Below are 18,065 nucleotides of genomic sequence, written 5' to 3' on the forward strand. Positions count from 1 at the left end.
CTATCATATTTTTAGATAATTTCTAAAATGATAGCGACGCTTTTGTATGTTGAAACGTACTCATATACTTAAGTGTGATTGTGTTGTTTTTTATTTTTAATAAAATACAAGCCATAAAATATTGCTAAAAATAAGAACACTAATGCTGAAAAATAAAATGTATTATTAACAGATTTAGAGAATTCTGTAATTAAACCACCTACGAGTGGACCAATCATAGACCCGAAACCTTGAACACTATTGAACACGCCCCAAGTCTCTTCTTGTTCATCCATATGGATATGACTAGCCATAAAAGTATTCCATGCAGGTAATAAGATACCATACATTAGGCCAATAAATAATGCTAAGCCCCAGACTAGTTTAATATCTGTAATAATAGATAAAGCAAATATCATTATAGTGTATAAGACGAAACCACCAAAAATGATACTGTACATAAATAATGTTCCATTTTTATCTATAATTTTAGATAAAAATAGCATAGAAATGGCACAACCTATACCACCAATGATAATTGCTATTGTATATTCTACGGTTGAAACGCCGACAACTTTTGTCGCATATGTAGGTAATATTGGGACTAAGGCGGTGATTGAAGCACCTTGTAATAAAATACCTGGAAATAGAATGAGATGACGTTTGGTCACGTTTACAATTTGTCCTAATTGTTGCTTTACAGGTCTTGTATTGTAGTTAGTAAGCCTGATTTTAACGAAATAGTATAAAATCCATGCAATCAATACGACTAATGACATCATAAACGCAAAGCGTGTTGGGTGGAATTTAAAGATTAAGTTCATTCCAACCATCCCGACTAATAAGCCTAGTAGCCAAGAGAAATAGACATATCCCATTTGTTTACCACGGTTATTTTCATCAACACTTGCAAGCATAATGACCCAAATCGGACTCACTGCGATACCTAGTAATATCGCACTTGTGATTAATACGATTGGTGATGTAGGAAACCAAATGACTAAAAACAAACTACCAAAAGCTAATAAAAATCCAAGTGTTAAAACAAGTTTAGTACCTAAGCGTTTAAGTAAAAAACCAATGACAAAGTTTGTTGTTGCATCAGCAATAAAGTGAATAGAAATAGCGATAGATGTAACACCTACCGCAATAGAAGTTGCCGTTGGAAGTAAGGCTAAGTAACTCAATACATACATACCTCTAGCAAACTCCATTAAAAATAAAATAATCAACATAATAATAAAATTTGTGCTTGAATTGTAGTTAGTATTATTTAACGAAGAGCTTTGCATATAAAGGAACCTTTCCATAAACTTCTTCATAACGTGTCGAATGGTCTAGAAGTTCTAACAAATCTTTGCATAATTTATATGTTGAATATGGAATGCGCGATTCACTCATTGCTTCAGACATTTCCACTAGTGAAGTTGGATGATTTGTTAATGAGGCTACTTGTTGTATAGCTTCATCGGGTGAATAAGCGATTGTACCATAACCTTTTTCTTCAAAATAGAGCGCGTTTTCTAACTCTTGTCCTGGCGCAGGATCTAAGAAAATCATTGGTATTTGTCGCGTTAGTGCTTCAGAAATAGTGATGCCACCTGGTTTTGTTATCATCAATTGACTTGAAGCCATCCATTCATTCATTTGTTTTGTATAACCTAAAATCAGTACGTTATCATAATTTTTAAATTGGCTAGATAATGTGCGCTTCAAATCTTTGTTTTTACCACAAACCATGACGACTTGCGAGTGTGGACTTTTAGTCAAAATATCGCTAATCATTTGATCGAATCCTTTAGAAACACCAAAAGCACCTGCTGACATAAGGATTGTTGGTTTGTCAGGATTCAAATTATTTTGACGTAACCATGCAGATTGGTCGATATCTTGTTCGAATTTATCAGAAATTGGAATGCCTGTAACCTTTAATTGATTTCTTGGAATGCCTAATTCAGCAAATTCATCTTTTAATTCCTCAGTTGCCAAATAATATCGTTGAGAATGTGGTGTAACCCAATTCTTTTGTAATCTATAATCTGTCATAACTGTGGCAATGGGAATATTCATATCAAATTGCTCAGTTAATACAGACATCACTGGCGTAGGGAAGGTAAGTAGAATTAAATCTGGCTTTTCTTTTAGTAATAAATTAATTAATTTATTCAAACCATAATATTTGTAGAAACATTTGTCTATTTGGTCAGGTTTACTATAGTAAAAAGACTTGTACATATTTCTGAAGTACTTAAAGCTATTGATATACCACTTTTTACATATAGAAGTCAAAATTGGGTGAGCTTCTAAAAATAAATCATGTTCAATGACAGTTAAATTGTCTAGATTCATTTCGTTGAATTGGTTTACTACGCTTTGAGTAACCTGTAAATGTCCGTTACCAAAAGAACCAGTAATAATCAATATTTTTTTGTTACGAGTAACCATTTTGAGTCACCCTCCAATAGTATAAATTTAGCTCATGCTAAGTTTAACGCATTTTGTTGTCATGCGAAAGAAAAAACATAATTAATAGAGATTATATCATTTTACAAACGCATAGAAAATAATTCATACTTATTTTTAAAAATTATATCATGATAAATTTAGATTGTTCTATATTTATACCATACCACGCATGCTTTTAAAATAAGTCATCTTAAAAGAAATTAAACAAATAAAAAAGAAAATCTACATAATTAATTACATATGATTAACATTTTAAATCTAGTTTATACTTACGGTAATTATAATGTTTTTAAATAAAAACGAAAAAAATATATAATGGTAGAGAAAAGGCAAAATGCAATATTAGTTTCTATAAAATCACTTGAAAATGTGTATAATAGAAGTATTGGAAATAAAGGAGCGGTTAATGTTGAATGCAAACGAGTTGTTTAAAAAAATTAGAGTTAAACAAGTGATTGGAACATTAGATATGAATGTGAATGATATAACAACGGACTCGCGTACAGCTAAAGAAGGCAGCATATTTGTTGCTTCTAAAGGTTATACCGTCGATAGTCATAAATTTTGTCAAGATGTTGTGAATCAAGGCTGTAAAGTTATTGTGGTAAATCATGAACAACTGTTGAAAGGTGATGTAACGCAAGTTATCGTTCCTGACACGTTGCGTGTTGCTAGTTTACTCGTAAATGTATTATTTAATTATCCAAGTAAACAACTTACTACATATGGTGTTACCGGGACAAATGGCAAAACATCTATAGCAACAATGATACACCACATATATAGAAAATTAGGTAAAGGTAGTGCTTATTTAGGTACAAATGGTTTTCAAATTAACGAAGAAAAATCTAAAGGTACAAATACAACTCCTGAAACAGTTGCGTTGACGAAAAAAATTCATGAGGCTGTAGAACAACAAGCACAAGCTATGACTTTAGAAGTATCAAGTCACGGATTATCATTAGGACGCTTAAGTGGTGTTAATTTTGATGTTGCCGTGTTTTCAAATTTAACGCAAGATCATTTAGACTTTCACGGTACAATGGAAGCTTATGGTCATGCCAAATCATTATTATTCAGCCAGTTAGGTGAAGATTTATCAAAAGAAAAATATGTTGTTTTAAATCAAGATGATGAATTCTCAGAATATTTAGCTTCAGTTACACCTTACGAGGTGTTTACGTATGGCATCAAAGAACATGCACAATTTAAGGCTGAAAATATTCATGAGTCTTTACAAGGTGTAACATTTGATTTTAATACACCTGAAGGTACATTTCCTGTGAAGTCACCATATGTAGGCATTTTCAATGTTTCTAATATTATGGCAGCAATGATAGCTGTTTGGGCAAAAGGTGCTACTTTAGAAGAAATTATTCAAGCGGTAGAAAACTTAGAACCAGTTGAGGGTCGACTTGAAGTTTTAGACCCAAAATTACCAATTGATTTAATTATAGATTATGCACACACAGCAGATGGTATGGATAAACTTATAGATGCAGTGAAACCTTTTGCAAAACAGAAATTGATTTTCTTGTGTGGAATGGCTGGAGAAAGAGATATGGGGAAAACACCTGAAATGGGTCGTGTCGCTTGTAGAGCGGATTATGTTATTTTTACGCCTGACAATCCAGCAAATGATGATCCAAAAAAATTAACAAGTGAACTTGCTAAAGGCGCAACGCATAGTAATTATGTTGAATTCGAAGATCGTGCGGAAGGGATTCGTCATGCTATTGAAATTGCTAATCCCGGTGATACAGTTGTCTTGGCGTCAAAAGGGCGTGAGCCTTATCAAATTATGCCTGGTCATGTAAAAGTACCGCATCGAGATGACTTAATCGGTTTAGAAGCGGCTTATAAAAAGTTTGGCGGTGGTCCTGTTGAAAATTAAGCCTATAAGTCTGAATGGTGTAACAGTTCGTAGTTATATTTATAAAAATGATGACGCTGATGTCTTACTTATGGCAATACCAGACCTCAATTGGTCATTAGAAATTGATACTTCGTTAAATGATGATGATATCAAGGAGGAACTTGTGATACACTTGTTTACGTTACTTGATGAGTCAACAGCAGTACAAATTGCTGATGATATTGGTCAATCGATATTTGAGAATTAAAGGAGAGAACAAATGAGTATAAAGGAAGAAGTAGAATCCAGAAAAACTTTTGCGATTATTTCACATCCTGATGCTGGGAAAACCACATTAACAGAAAAGTTACTGTTATTTGGTGGGGCAATAAGAGAAGCAGGGACCGTAAAAGGTAAAAAGAGCGGTAAGTTTGCGACAAGTGACTGGATGAAAGTTGAACAAGAACGTGGTATCTCAGTAACGAGTTCAGTGATGCAATTTGATTATGATCATTATAAAATCAACATTTTAGATACGCCAGGGCATGAAGACTTTTCCGAAGACACATATCGAACATTAATGGCAGTGGATAGTGCTGTAATGGTTATAGACTGTGCAAAAGGTATTGAACCTCAGACTTTAAAACTATTCAAAGTTTGTAAAATGAGAGGTATTCCTATTTTTACGTTTATCAATAAGTTAGATAGAGTAGGAAAAGAGCCATTTGAATTGTTAGATGAAATCGAGTCTACACTGGAAATCGAAACGTATCCTATGAATTGGCCAGTGGGTATGGGACAAAATTTCTTTGGTATCATTGATCGAGATACACATACGATTGAGCCATTTAGAGATGAACAAAATGTACTACATTTAAATGATGATTATGAACTGGAAGAAGATCATAATATTAAAAATGATAGCGCCTTTACACAAGCAATCGAAGAATTAATGTTGGTAGAAGAAGCAGGAGAAACATTTGATAATGAAGCTTTGAGAAATGGTGATTTAACACCAGTGTTCTTTGGATCAGCATTAGCGAACTTTGGTGTAGAAAATTTCTTAAATGCTTATGTTGATCATGCACCTATGCCAAGTGCACGACAAACGAAAGAAGATATTGAAGTTACACCTTACGATACGGATTTTTCAGGCTTTATTTTCAAAATTCAAGCCAATATGGATCCCAAACACAGAGATAGAATTGCTTTTATGAGGGTAGTTAGTGGCGCTTTTGAACGAGGTATGGATGTTACCTTACAAAGAACGAAAAAGAAACAGAAAATAACACGTTCGACTTCGTTTATGGCTGATGATAAAGAAACAGTTAATCACGCAGTTGCTGGAGATATCATAGGTTTGTATGACACAGGTAATTACCAAATTGGAGATACATTAGTAGGTGGCAACCAAAAATTCAGTTTCCAAGAATTACCGCAGTTTACACCAGAATTATTTATGAAAGTTTCTGCCAAAAATGTCATGAAGCAGAAGCATTTCCATAAAGGAATTGAACAATTAGTTCAAGAAGGCGCAATTCAATACTATAAAGCATTGCATACCAATCAAATTATTATTGGTGCGGTAGGTCAGTTACAATTTGAAGTATTTGAACATAGACTTAAAAATGAATATAATGTCGATGTCATCATGGAACCAGTTGGTCCAAAAATTGCAAGATGGATTGAAAATGAAGAAGATATTAAAGATAAAATGAGCTCTTCTCGTTCTATTCTTGTTAAAGATGTTTATGATAATTACGTTTTCTTATTTGAAAATGAGTTTGCAACGAGATGGTTTGAAGAAAAATTTCCAGAAATTAAATTATACAGTTTGTTATAATATGATTAATTGTGTATAATACTATATTATTAATAGAATACCTATGACTTTGTAGTCGGAGGGGAGTAACTCAACTGTTTTTAAAGAGATATATGAGATAGTAATATTTTTGTGAAATGTCTGTTTTATATATCTTTTTAACATAGTCATTTTGTCGTCATTACGAAACGTTAAACGTTTCCGGTAAAATGGGCAGAAAAATACTGTCGAGTGAGACCTTTGCTTATAAATGTTACAAACATACAAAATATATAAAGCTAAAAGTTTAATTTACTATAGGCGTGTATATGATCGAAAATGTGTGTAGCATTTACTTAGCTTAGGTCTCTATTTTTATGTAAAAAACTAAAGGAGTTGTCCTAAATGGATCCGAGTTTAATTTTACCTTATTTATGGGTTCTAGTAGTACTGGTATTTTTAGAAGGATTATTAGCAGCAGATAATGCTGTCGTAATGGCAGTCATGGTTAAACACTTGCCTCCAGAACAACGTAAAAAAGCATTGTTTTATGGACTGTTAGGTGCATTTATTTTCCGTTTTATTTCTTTATTTTTAATAAGCATTATCGCACATTTTTGGTGGATTCAAGCATTGGGTGCAATTTACCTATTATACATGTCCATTAAGAATCTCATATCATTCTTTAATGAAAAAGATCACCAAAAAGAAGATGGTACGGATGACCACCATTATGATGAGTCAGGTGAGGAAATACATGCAAGTCCAAAAGCATTTTGGGGTACAGTATTAAAAGTAGAATTTGCAGATATTGCCTTTGCGATTGACTCTATGTTAGCTGCACTTGCTATTGCAGTAACTTTACCTACTGTTGGTATACACTTTGGTGGTATGGACCTTGGACAGTTTGCAGTCATGTTCTTAGGTGGTATGCTAGGCGTAATCATCATGCGTTTTGCAGCCACTTGGTTTGTAAATCTATTGAATAAATATCCTGGTTTAGAAGGTGCTGCCTTTGCAATTGTCGGCTGGGTAGGTATTAAATTAGTTATTATGGTGTTAGCGCACCCAGATATTAAAATATTACCGGAACACTTCCCACACAGTGTATTATGGCAATCTATTTTCTGGACGGTTATGATTGCACTTGTGATTATTGGTTGGTTAACTTCTGTTAAAAATAATAAAAAAGAACATAAATAATATAAATAAGTCTGAGTCATAAAAAACTATGTCTCAGGCTTTGTTTTATTTTTCATGAGATAAAGTTAGAATTTTTTAATAAAAGAGACTATAATCTGTAGTATGCTAACTTTATATGACAAAATAAAGCAGAAAAATTATATTTGATATGTCATAATAGAATTGCAATCAAAAGTAATAGGGGGGCTTATTGTGACGCAAAATAAAAAACATGTCATCCCAAAAGTAAAGTATGGACGCAAACGACGTGAGTACTTTCATAACGAGGAACGGGAACAACGTGTGCAACAAGAACGTCAAGCTAGAAAACAGCGTGAAGAAAAGGCTGAAATACTTGCTAAAAATAATGAAGAGCGTGTGAAAGAAAATTTAAGAAAAGCACGTATTGAAAAGCTTACACAAGAAGAAATTCAGCAACAACAAGCCATTGCTGCTGCGCGGAACTCAAAACATATACCAGAGAGAACAGAAAACGATGAGTCAACCTCAGCGGACAATATCAATCATCCATACAATGAAAACGAGAACATAGCGGATGAAAAAAATAATATAAATTCAAAATCATCACATGTTGAGAATGTGGATCAAAATAACAGTGCACAATCAAATGAACAACATGTCCCAGCTGAAAAACAGCAGGAAGAAAACTTTTACTCAGAGAATGCACAACAATCTAGAGTTGATGATTATTTGAGTAATGATGAACAAACATCTTTCCAAATGAAGCACCAAAAAAGTGCCAGTGAACATTCGAATCGTAACAATGAAACTAAGCATGAAAGCACAGCTAATACTTCTGATAAAGTTAAGGCTTTCTTTATTGAACATTGGGCTAAAATTTTAATTGTTGTTGCAGTTATTGTTTTACTTACACTCATACAAGCTATATTCAAAAATGTTGATGAAAATGGTACTTCAAATGATAGCGTGTTTAACGATAATCAAAATAAAGATAAAGCTTATACAACAACAATGAAAAGTGCAAACAGTGCAATTCATTCAGTAGTAACTGTTGAAAATGATACAAGTGATGATAGAACTTCTGCCGAAAAAGAGACACAAGAAGCAGGTAAAGAAAATGAATTAGGTTCAGGTGTCGTCTACAAAAAAGTGGGCGACTCTATTTTTATTATGACCAACGCACATGTGGTTGGAGATAAAAAAGAACAGAAGATTACATATGGTAATGATGACTATGCGATTGGAAAAGTTGTTGGCACGGATAAGTATTCAGATATCGCCGTTGTTAAAGCTAAAGTAAAATCGGATAGTAAAGTGAAACCAATTAAAATAGGCGATTCCAGTACTTTAGTACTAGGTGAACCAATTATAGTCGTAGGAAACCCTCTAGGTGTAGATTTTAAAGGAAGTATTTCTGATGGTATTATTTCAGGTTTGAACAGACACATACCAGTGGATATCAATAAAGACGATCAATATGATGTGTTAATGAGTGCTTTCCAAATAGATGCACCTGTAAATCCGGGCAACTCAGGTGGAGCCGTGATTGATAGAAATAGTAAGTTAGTAGGTATAGCATCCTTGAAAATAGATATGGATAATGTTGAAGGTATTGCCTTTGCCATACCGGTCAATGACGCTGAAGACATTGCCAAGCAATTAGAAGATAAAGGTGAAGTTAAATATCCTAATACAGGTGTGAAGATTGCTAATATTAGTGAGGTTGATGAAGCTACCAAACAATCTATTAATTTACCAGAAGATGTTAAAAAAGGCGTGCTAGTAGGTGATGTTAAAAAAGATTCATTAGGTGAAAAATCCGGGTTGCAAAAAAATGATGTCATAGTAGAATTAGATGGTAAAGCATTAGAAGATAATCTTAGATACAGACAAATTATTTTTAATCATAAAGATGATTTAAAAACGCTACCAGCTAAAATATATAGGGATGGTAAAGAAAAGGATATTAAGATTAAACTGAAGTAACGTTGAGGTGAAGAAACGTTGTCCATTTTCAACCAATTGTTAAAAAAATCAAGTCCTCAACAAGGGATTGTAATGTATTATATCGCGGCAATTATCGTGGCATTTTTAATGCTGAACTTGCCGTTTGTCCATAAGTCCAATGTCTCTGTAGATCCAATTGATTCCTTGTTTGTTGCTGTGTCAGGTGTCAGTGTAACAGGTCTAACGCCAGTTAACATTATTGATACTTACACAACATTTGGCCAAGTGGTTATCATGCTGATACTAAATTTAGGTGGTATTGGTGTTATGGCCATTGGAACTATGCTGTGGGTTGTCTTAGGTAAACATATTGGTATGCGTGAACGCCAATTAATCATGCTTGATAATAATAAACATACGATGAGTGGTACTGTGAAATTGATTTTAGATATTGTTCGAACAATCATTATCATAGAACTTGTTGGTGCATCATTATTAGCATTTTATTTCTATAGAGATAATCCCGACATTCAATATGCAATTATGCAAGGATTATTTGTATCGGTATCAGCAACAACAAATGGTGGGCTTGATATAACTGGACAATCACTTATACCATATGCAAATGACTATTTTGTGCAAACTATTGTTATGTTTTTAATCATGTTAGGTTCAATTGGCTTTCCTGTATTGATAGAAGTGAAAGCATATATCAAAAATCGAATTCCTAATTTTAGATTTTCATTATTTGCAAAAATCACCACGGTCACTTATTTTGGTTTGTTTATTTTCGGCGTATTAATTATCCTTTTATTCGAACATAACCAAGCTTTTCAGAATATGAGTTGGCACAAATCGCTATTTTATGCATTATTCCAATCAGCTACAACAAGGAGCGCAGGGCTTCAAACTATTGATGTAAGTGGTTTTGGAGAAGGTACGAATATCGTTATGGGTATACTGATGTTTATAGGTTCATCCCCAAGTTCTGTCGGTGGGGGGATTAGAACTACGACGTTTGCGATTTTAATATTATTCCTTTTAAACTTTAGCAACCAACCTGAAAAAACGTCTATCAAAGCATTTAATCGTGAAATTCACATAACTGATGTTCAACGTTCATTTGCTGTTTTTATCATGGCTAGCATATTAACTTTTACGAGTATGATTTTTATACTGGTTGTTGAAAATGGAAAGGTTTCATTTTTACAAGCGTTTTTTGAAGTTATGTCGGCATTTGGAACTTGTGGATTATCATTAGGTATTACTGGTGATGTGAATGATATGAGTAAAGGTGTCTTGATGGTGTTGATGCTAATTGGCCGTGTTGGTTTAATCAGTTTTATTATTATGATTGGTGGACGTAGAGAACCTGATAAATTTCATTATCCTAAAGAACGCGTACAAATTGGTTGATTGTTAAATGTAAATCTGAACTGAATAGTTTATGAAACAATGGTGCCAGTACATCTAACAAATGATGTACTGGTGCTTTTAGTTTCAGGATAAAAGCGTATAGTTGGCAAATATTCACTGTTGATGATATATGTTTATTATTATTTCAAGCTGTTTTAGAAACGTGTTAGACTAATATTAATGAGGGGAGAGGCGTATGAAAAAAAGTGAAAAAATCGCAATAGACATTATCACTACTTCTGATATGCATAGTTATTTTCAAAGTGGTGAGAATAATTCCAATATTTATAGAGCAGGATCTTATGTTAAAAGTATTAGAGAAACAAATGATCACGTTATTTTATTAGACAGTGGTGGTAGTTTAGCAGGTTCGTTAGCAGCATTTTATTATGCAGTTGTAGCACCTTATAAACGTCATCCAATGATAAAATTGATGAATGCTATGCAATACGATGCAAGTGGTATTAGTCCTAATGAATTTAAATTTGGTCTGTCATTCTTTTCAAGGGCAGTATCATTGTCTAGGTTTCCATGGTTATCGGCAAATATTGAATATAAACGTACAAAAGAACCATATTTTTCTACACCATATACAATTAAAGAAATAGAAGGTGTCAAAATCGCAATAGTGGGTTTGACTTCAGATGGGCTAATGGAGCGTGAACATTTTGAAATGGAAAATGATGTACGAATTGAAAAAACATTACGCTCTTCTAAACGTTGGATTCGATTTATTCATGAAAGCGAAATGCCAGACTTTTTAATTGTTATATACCATGGTGGACTAAATCAACTAAATAAAACCTCTAATGAGCGTGAGCAAAATGTAAATGAAGCGGAAAAAATCATGCAGACCCTAGGCGTTATTGATTTATTAATTACTGGTCATCAACATCAAACGTTTATCGGTAGAGATGATCAGACGCTTTATGTACAAGCAGGACAAAATGCTGAACAACTTATACATGTGAAGATTAACTTTAAAAAACGCACAAATTCGTATGAATTAGAAGATGTCAATTCTAAAATTGTGGATTTAAATCATTATCCAGAAGACCAAGCATTATTAGATTTGACTTTTTATGATAGAAAAACAGTTTGTAATTGGAGTGAAGAAAGCATAAACGAAAATGCTTTGTCAGCAGAGGTAAATGGTTTGAGTGATGTTATAACAAAACCTCATCCATTCACACAGTTATTACATGATAGTATTCGATTAGCCTATGATTATGATATATCTTGTGTACACTTACCAATGAGTGGTGAAGAGGGGCTCAATGGCATCATTACAAATGAAGATTTATTTAATGCCTATCCTCATCCAGATGTCCCAGTTGATTTAACAATGAAAGGTCAACAGATTCATGATATTTTAGAGTATTGCTATTCACATATAGCTTTTAGTGACGGCGCATTGAGCTTAACAATCGTAGATGAAACCTTATGTACGTTTTGGCAAGGTGTTAACTATACAATAGATATGAATGCAGAGCCATACCATCGTGTGACATTGGAAAATATTAAATTAGACCACATGTATCGTGTAAGTATGACTGATTACTGCTATAGAAACTATAAGCAATATTTAGAAGATGCTGTCATTCACGAAACGGGTGAAATTACGATGGTTGAATTAATTGCTAGAAATTTAAAAGATAATGACTACCACATCGAACAAAAACAAACATTTAATGTTATTATTTGATAAAATTTATGTGCTATAAAAATCTCTTAAAACCAAAGAAAACGCCAATTTCTATATTATTTCAATAGAAATTGGCGTTTATTTTCATTCAGAGACCTTTTATGCCCTCATCTTTTTCAAACTGTGGGGTATAAGCTGTAAAATCTTAATCTTTTTTACATCATTCATAAGCTTGTGTTTCTATTTCAATTTATCCGTGGAAAATTAATAGAATAACTACTGCAACAATTTGTGCTATGACAGTCGTAGCAATTCTACGCGTATAATAATAACTTAATGAAAGCACAATTTGAACGATGAATACAAAGAAAACAATCCACATTTTATCTAGATAGAAAAATAAAGAAGCAGAACAAATTGCTGTTATTAATACGCTTAACCACATTGGAATGTTTAATTTGAGTAGTTCTTTTTGTAATACAGTTCTCATATAAAGTTCATGACACGGTATCACAAATAATAAAGTAACTAACATTTGCCATTTAAAGTATACACCTGTTCGCGTTAACTCTTTAATCAGTGATGCGTACTGAATATCTGATGAGATAGCTGCTAAAACTAGCTGTATAATAATGAGTACGATACCCGTAATAATACCTATCCCTAGAGATGTTAATAATCTTTTTGATTCAATATCTCTTTGGTAAAATATATAACTGATACCTGCGATAAGCATGATACCAGTATAAAGGTACCAGTATTCTTGCTTTTCACCCCACATGATATATAAAATAATGTGAAATACGATGAAGCTTACAATAAACCAGATTAAAGCGTTTGAAATTCTATTCATATAAACTATCCTTCTTGTTCGACGATTGTATATCGCTTGTGATTGATGACAGTTTTTTCAGGCAGGTCTAGATCATTGAAGTTTTCCATAATTGTTAAATCTACAATTACAGAGTTGTCATTAATTTTTTCTACGCGGCCTTTTAAACCGTCATAAAATTCTACTATATTTCCGACTTCTGCGACAGTCATATTGAATCCTCCCTAGAAATGCTAACTAGATAGTATTATACAAAAAAACGACAGACAAATAAACAAATAACCTTTAAATATACAGTTATCATTCTTTTTTTAGAAAAATTAGTATAAATCAGTTAAATGATTGGCATTTTTAATGAAAATATTGCATAAATAAGGTAAGGGTATTAAGAGGAAAAGGAGTGCAGTATATGAAATTTATTAGTAATAATGATATTACAGATCCAACATTAAATTTGGCAATGGAAGAATATGTATTAAAGCACATGCCGAATGACGATAGTTATTTTCTGTTTTATGTCAATCGTCCTTCAATTATTATTGGCAAAAATCAGAATACGATTGAAGAAGTGAACCAACCTTATATTGATGAACATGGTATAGATGTAGTCAGACGTATTTCAGGTGGCGGTGCCGTGTACCATGATACAGGCAACCTAAACTTTAGTTTTATAACGGATGATGATGGCAATAGTTTTCATAATTTTAAAAAGTTCACTGAACCTATAGTGGAAGCATTGAAATCACTTGGATTAGATGCAGAAATGAGTGGCCGAAACGATATTCAAATCGGTAAAGCTAAAATTTCCGGTAATGCCATGGTCAAAGTAAAAGATAGAATGTTTAGCCATGGTACTTTAATGTTAAACAGTGAATTAAATGAAGTTCAAAATGCCTTGCGTGTGAATCCAGCAAAAATTAAATCGAAAGGTATTAAATCTGTGAGAAGTAGAGTTGCTAATATCTCAGAATTCTTAACTGAACCATTAGATATTGATACTTTTAAAGAAATTATTTTAAAAACAATATTTGGTGAGGCTACACAAGTTGAAGAATATAAGCTTTCAGACGAAGATTGGGCAAATATAGAGCAATTAAGTAATGAAAAATATCGTACTTGGGAATGGAATTACGGTAGAAATCCTAAATATAATTTTGAACGAGAAGAAAAATTTGAAAAAGGATTTGTTCAAATTAAATTAGATGTTAAAAAAGGAAGAATTGAACATGCTAAAATTTTCGGTGACTTCTTTGGTGTGGGAGACGTTACTGAATTAGAACATGCATTGGAAGGCACATTGCATGACTTTGATAGTATAGAAGAAGCATTAGCAGATTATGATATCTATCACTATTTTGGAGATATTGATAGATATGAGCTAATCAGATTAATGTCTTAAATAAACAATATAAAAGGTCTATTCGCTAACTTTAATTAATTAGTGAATAGACCTTATTTTAAATATATGACAACTAAATTAACCAACGAGATATGCCTCCAAATGTTTATATTCTTCTGTATAGCGTTTGAAATCATTCTCGTTTTTATTTTTAAGTGCATGATCGATGAGATTTTCTAATTGTTGCTTACGGACATTCCTTAACGATTCATCAATGATTAATTCGATACCTAAGTCATTAATTGTTGATACAAAAGACTCTAAAGTATTGTATTTTACATGTGTATTATGTTTCATTATCAACACAACCCCTCTATCTATATTTAAAATACATTATACAAGGTTTTGATTTTTAAATCAACGAATATTCTGACTTTTCCGAAAAAATAAGTGTAAAACGAAACTTTCAATAATTAAAAAATAGAAAAAGATTCGTAACTAAAATTTAATTGTAGAATATATAGAAAATATTTTATAATATAAGTTGATTTTAAAATGATGATAGTATATTATTTGAGTATCACCAAAATTGTAAGGAGGTTACAACTATGATTCAACCGTATATTATTAAAAAAGGTGATATGTCATTGCAACCGTGCCATTTACCCGTTGGCCAATATGAAGGAACAAGAGTGCTAAGGTATAAAGAAGATGAAAGTACAATAAAAGAACGTACCCACAAAATTATTGACCGCTCTTGTAGATTTTATGGTAGTAGTTATGTTTTTAAAAAAGAGGATACCATTCGAATTACAGGTATTAGCAGCAAGCCCCCGATTTTATTCACTCCTTTATTTCCCACTTATTTTTTTCCAACACATTCTGATAGAAAAACACAAAATACATGGATTAATATCCATTATGTTCAAAGTATTAAATCACTCAAAGATAAAAAATGCAAAGTGAACTTTGTTGATAATCAATCTATCGTTGTAAACATTTCAGCTCATAGCATGCAACAACAATATTTAAATGGTATTTATTATTATTATATGATGGATAGAGCGGCAAGAGTTGCAACTTTTGATCCAGAATCTCCTATAGATTATACAAAACCACAATTAAATATATATGAAGCACTTGCTAAGTATTCTTTGTTTGAAAGTAAATAGTAAAGTTTATTAAAAATATTAATGTAAAAGTAGAATATGCGGAATATTATATTAATTTAGTGTAAATGTTCTGCATATTTTTTTACGATATCTCTTGAAAATTTGCTATTAATTGATATAATAATATTTGTGCTTGATTAGAGATACTATTTATCCACAGTAGCTCAGTGGTAGAGCTATCGGCTGTTAACCGATCGGTCGTAGGTTCGAGTCCTACCTGTGGAGCCATTGGAAACGTACTCAAGTTGGCTGAAGAGGCGCCCCTGCTAAGGGTGTAGGTCGCGAGAGCGGCGCGAGGGTTCGAATCCCTCCGTTTCCGTAATTTAGATAATCCCGTTAAGTTGACGTGAGTAAAACGTTGATTTGACGGGTTTTTATTATATTTGGATAAGTTTGGCTAAGTGTCTTAAATGAACTTTTAAGACGATGAAATGCCAATAGTTATATAGATTTTACAAGATACGCCAACGCATTGGTGTGAGTTTCCATACTTTCTAACGCTTGAATAACCTTATCGCTTTCGGCTTTAACTGTTTCCGTAAAAACAGAAAAATCATTTCAAGTAAATACTTTGGATAACAAAAGAACGTTGTTAAATCAGCGTTCTTTTTATTTTATGAAAAATATACAAAAGTGAATTCTATAAATTTTGGTCAACATGGGACGACTTGAACACTTTTAAAATTTTTTGTCCGTTGAGTTGTCCAGCTAGAAATTAAAGGCTTTAAGTAGCTTATCATCTTCCTGTGATTTCAATTATTCAAGCAAATGATTATATACTCACCAAGTAATTTTAATATTTGCATGACCTAATCTTTTACTAATATATGGCATTGAAAATTCTTTACTTTAATATATTGATGCATGGGTATGTCTTATCAAAAGTGATGTAAAATTATCAACATTGTTTCTAACAAGAACTTTTTTAAAGTCTTTATAGCTGCTTTATTTGTAATTAATGTCACGGCAGTATTGATAGATTGTAGCATGTAGACGATGAAAGGGAGAGAATATAAAGATGGAAAAAGCCATCCAGTTAAGGATGGGACAATATTATTTATCCGTAAGCAATTTGATACCACGAATGATGTTGAAAAGAAATATAATGCCAGCAATGAGTAATAAAAAAATGCCTATACCGAATGAAACATTAGATATTACTTCTTGATTGTCAAAAGGTTTATCGAAAACTTCTCGAGAAAAGATGAAACCTAGATTTGCAAAGAATAAGAAAATATATACCCAAATGTGATTAAATAATGCTTTTCTACCATGAGTAGAAGTTGGTTTTTCAGCAAATATCCAAACGAATATTGGAAATATAATTGGTGCGAAAAACACACTGAAATAACTTAGTGATGATAAAATATTTTGATTTTTATTAGATTGATTCAATATAATCACCTCCAAAGCAATTAAAACACTTAACAAAATAAATTTGAAGCAATATATAAAATCTAACAATATTGATAGATAAGGAAGAATATTTAAATTACGAACACACTAGATCAATTATTAATACAAGTAGAACAATGGAGTATAGATAAAAAATTACATAATGGTAATTCAGATAGACGAACATTAAAATTCTATGAAGAAGCTGGCAAAGTCGGTGCAGCATTATAACGTAACAAAATGGAAGATTTAAAAGACGGTAAAGGTAATGCCGAATTCCCGTTAAGTTGACGTAAATAATACGTTGATTTAACTTTTTTTGTTACGTCCGGTTAATTTTCGATAAATACGTAATAAAAATTATGCGACAACATTAGCAAATAGTAATTGCTTTTCAGTAAAACATAAAAGTAAGTTTAAATGAATAATTTAGATGTGGATGGGTGCAGAAAAGAGAGAGATTTATTATTATATGGATTTGTTTTCCGTTATTGCAATGTGACTAGAGCATCATTGCTCATACATAAGCTCGCTAATTCAATAAATAGAGAAGTGGTATTAGGGATTGCCTGATCTAGCTCATGCATAAGCCCCACTAACTCAATAAATTGAGAAGTGGGGCTTTAATTTATTTTGTTTTTTTACTTATTAAGTTTCTAATTCCTCTTACAATATAACCGACAATCAGTGTTCTAAAAACACGTTTTATAATATTCATAAAATTTTACCTCCTAAACGAAACTCATACATGCTACTTACATACCTTTACCCATTTTTTATAAGTGTAATGAAAATGTAAGGGATTTTTTAGCAAGTTAGTATAAAACTATTTTTCGAGGGTAATGAGACCATTTTCATCTGCTTTGTTAAAGAAAATTGTTAATATCCCGCTAATGATAGCAATAATATAAGGGATGCCAGTCCAAAAAAATATTAAATGTATAATACCTTGTAGTAATTGGTTTGAGTAAAATTTATGTATGCCACACCAACCCAAAAGAAATGCAAGTACGACGTATATAACTTTGTTTACTTTCATGTGTATAATGTCCTT

General features: G+C 32.2%; 17 protein-coding genes, 2 tRNA genes and 1 pseudogene. 12 read left to right on the forward strand and 8 right to left on the reverse strand.

All coding sequences use genetic code 11. From position 1 onward, the window contains the following. Positions 1–68: 68 nt before the first annotated feature. Both ltaA and KA833_RS04700 read right to left on the reverse strand, forming a co-directional pair. The gene (ltaA, locus tag KA833_RS04695) at positions 69–1,271 is read right to left on the reverse strand and encodes a lipoteichoic acid biosynthesis MFS flippase LtaA (RefSeq protein WP_064209420.1); all 1,203 of its coding nucleotides are present in this window, start codon (positions 1,269–1,271) and stop codon (positions 69–71) included. Beyond that, a complete protein-coding gene (locus KA833_RS04700) occupies positions 1,249–2,424 on the reverse strand; it encodes a diglucosyl diacylglycerol synthase (RefSeq protein ID WP_046208073.1) in 1,176 nt (391 codons plus the stop codon). Before KA833_RS04700 ends, ltaA begins: the two co-directional genes overlap by 23 nt. Before the next feature lie 430 nt (positions 2,425–2,854). On the opposite strand from KA833_RS04700, the gene KA833_RS04705 reads away from it, so the two are divergent. The 7 genes from KA833_RS04705 to KA833_RS04735 all read left to right on the forward strand — a co-directional run bounded on the left by KA833_RS04705 (position 2,855) and on the right by KA833_RS04735 (position 12,333). Continuing rightward, a complete protein-coding gene (locus KA833_RS04705; RefSeq protein ID WP_046208351.1) occupies positions 2,855–4,339 on the forward strand; it encodes a UDP-N-acetylmuramoyl-L-alanyl-D-glutamate--L-lysine ligase in 1,485 nt (494 codons plus the stop codon). Further along, positions 4,320–4,568 carry a YueH family protein gene (locus KA833_RS04710; protein ID WP_261789502.1) on the forward strand — a complete coding sequence of 83 codons (249 nt, stop codon included), beginning with the start codon at positions 4,320–4,322 and terminating at the stop codon, positions 4,566–4,568. The genes KA833_RS04705 and KA833_RS04710 overlap by 20 nt, the downstream gene beginning before the upstream one ends. A gap of 12 nt (positions 4,569–4,580) precedes the next feature. Beyond that, positions 4,581–6,143: a peptide chain release factor 3 gene (locus tag KA833_RS04715; protein ID WP_046208075.1), complete on the forward strand. Its 1,563-nt coding sequence runs from the start codon at positions 4,581–4,583 to the stop codon at positions 6,141–6,143. A 363-nt stretch (positions 6,144–6,506) separates the two neighbouring features. Next, positions 6,507–7,304 (forward strand): TerC family protein, encoded by a 798-nt coding sequence (locus tag KA833_RS04720; RefSeq protein ID WP_046208076.1) that lies wholly within the window; start codon positions 6,507–6,509, stop codon positions 7,302–7,304. Positions 7,305–7,496: 192 nt separating this feature from the next. Next, on the forward strand, positions 7,497–9,251 hold the full coding sequence (locus KA833_RS04725; protein WP_210128696.1) for a S1C family serine protease: 1,755 nt from the start codon (positions 7,497–7,499) through the stop codon (positions 9,249–9,251). 18 nt (positions 9,252–9,269) lie between these two features. Then, positions 9,270–10,628 carry a TrkH family potassium uptake protein gene (locus tag KA833_RS04730; protein ID WP_046208078.1) on the forward strand — a complete coding sequence of 453 codons (1,359 nt, stop codon included), beginning with the start codon at positions 9,270–9,272 and terminating at the stop codon, positions 10,626–10,628. Positions 10,629–10,824: 196 nt separating this feature from the next. Next, on the forward strand, positions 10,825–12,333 hold the full coding sequence (locus tag KA833_RS04735) for a bifunctional metallophosphatase/5'-nucleotidase (RefSeq protein ID WP_107360345.1): 1,509 nt from the start codon (positions 10,825–10,827) through the stop codon (positions 12,331–12,333). Positions 12,334–12,523: 190 nt separating this feature from the next. On the opposite strand, the gene KA833_RS04740 is transcribed toward KA833_RS04735, so the two are convergent. Then, positions 12,524–13,126 carry a CPBP family glutamic-type intramembrane protease gene (locus KA833_RS04740; protein WP_046208080.1) on the reverse strand — a complete coding sequence of 201 codons (603 nt, stop codon included), beginning with the start codon at positions 13,124–13,126 and terminating at the stop codon, positions 12,524–12,526. Positions 13,127–13,131: 5 nt separating this feature from the next. Beyond that, the gene (locus KA833_RS04745) at positions 13,132–13,317 is read right to left on the reverse strand and encodes a YkvS family protein (protein WP_002508073.1); all 186 of its coding nucleotides are present in this window, start codon (positions 13,315–13,317) and stop codon (positions 13,132–13,134) included. A gap of 197 nt (positions 13,318–13,514) precedes the next feature. On the opposite strand from KA833_RS04745, the gene lplA reads away from it, so the two are divergent. Beyond that, positions 13,515–14,504 carry a lipoate--protein ligase gene (gene lplA / locus KA833_RS04750; protein WP_046208081.1) on the forward strand — a complete coding sequence of 330 codons (990 nt, stop codon included), beginning with the start codon at positions 13,515–13,517 and terminating at the stop codon, positions 14,502–14,504. A gap of 78 nt (positions 14,505–14,582) precedes the next feature. Here lplA and KA833_RS04755 read toward each other — a convergent pair whose 3' ends face one another. Then, on the reverse strand, positions 14,583–14,801 hold the full coding sequence (locus KA833_RS04755) for an IDEAL domain-containing protein (RefSeq protein WP_046208082.1): 219 nt from the start codon (positions 14,799–14,801) through the stop codon (positions 14,583–14,585). A 251-nt stretch (positions 14,802–15,052) separates the two neighbouring features. On the opposite strand from KA833_RS04755, the gene KA833_RS04760 reads away from it, so the two are divergent. The 3 genes from KA833_RS04760 to KA833_RS04770 all read left to right on the forward strand — a co-directional run bounded on the left by KA833_RS04760 (position 15,053) and on the right by KA833_RS04770 (position 15,935). Further along, complete coding sequence (locus tag KA833_RS04760) at positions 15,053–15,616, forward strand: competence protein ComK (protein ID WP_210128695.1); 564 nt, start codon at positions 15,053–15,055, stop codon at positions 15,614–15,616. A gap of 153 nt (positions 15,617–15,769) precedes the next feature. Beyond that, positions 15,770–15,844: transfer RNA gene (locus KA833_RS04765), tRNA-Asn, on the forward strand. A gap of 2 nt (positions 15,845–15,846) precedes the next feature. Beyond that, positions 15,847–15,935: transfer RNA gene (locus KA833_RS04770), tRNA-Ser, on the forward strand. A gap of 734 nt (positions 15,936–16,669) precedes the next feature. On the opposite strand, the gene KA833_RS04775 is transcribed toward KA833_RS04770, so the two are convergent. Further along, complete coding sequence (locus tag KA833_RS04775) at positions 16,670–17,011, reverse strand: magnetosome magnetite crystal formation protein family (protein WP_080937822.1); 342 nt, start codon at positions 17,009–17,011, stop codon at positions 16,670–16,672. A gap of 96 nt (positions 17,012–17,107) precedes the next feature. Between KA833_RS04775 and KA833_RS14065 the strand changes: the two are divergent. Beyond that, positions 17,108–17,239 (forward strand): annotated as a pseudogene (locus KA833_RS14065) (nucleoside triphosphate pyrophosphohydrolase family protein); the annotation flags it as partial. 400 nt (positions 17,240–17,639) lie between these two features. Here KA833_RS14065 and KA833_RS14070 read toward each other — a convergent pair. Then, positions 17,640–17,729 carry an SAR1012 family small protein gene (locus KA833_RS14070; RefSeq protein WP_019469096.1) on the reverse strand — a complete coding sequence of 30 codons (90 nt, stop codon included), beginning with the start codon at positions 17,727–17,729 and terminating at the stop codon, positions 17,640–17,642. Positions 17,730–17,837: 108 nt separating this feature from the next. Then, positions 17,838–18,050 carry a TM2 domain-containing protein gene (locus KA833_RS04780; protein WP_046208085.1) on the reverse strand — a complete coding sequence of 71 codons (213 nt, stop codon included), beginning with the start codon at positions 18,048–18,050 and terminating at the stop codon, positions 17,838–17,840. Positions 18,051–18,065: the final 15 nt, after the last annotated feature.

Origin of the sequence: Staphylococcus sp. GDY8P67P (assembly GCF_017892545.1) — a bacterium.
GTDB classification, from domain to species: domain Bacteria; phylum Bacillota; class Bacilli; order Staphylococcales; family Staphylococcaceae; genus Staphylococcus; species Staphylococcus ureilyticus.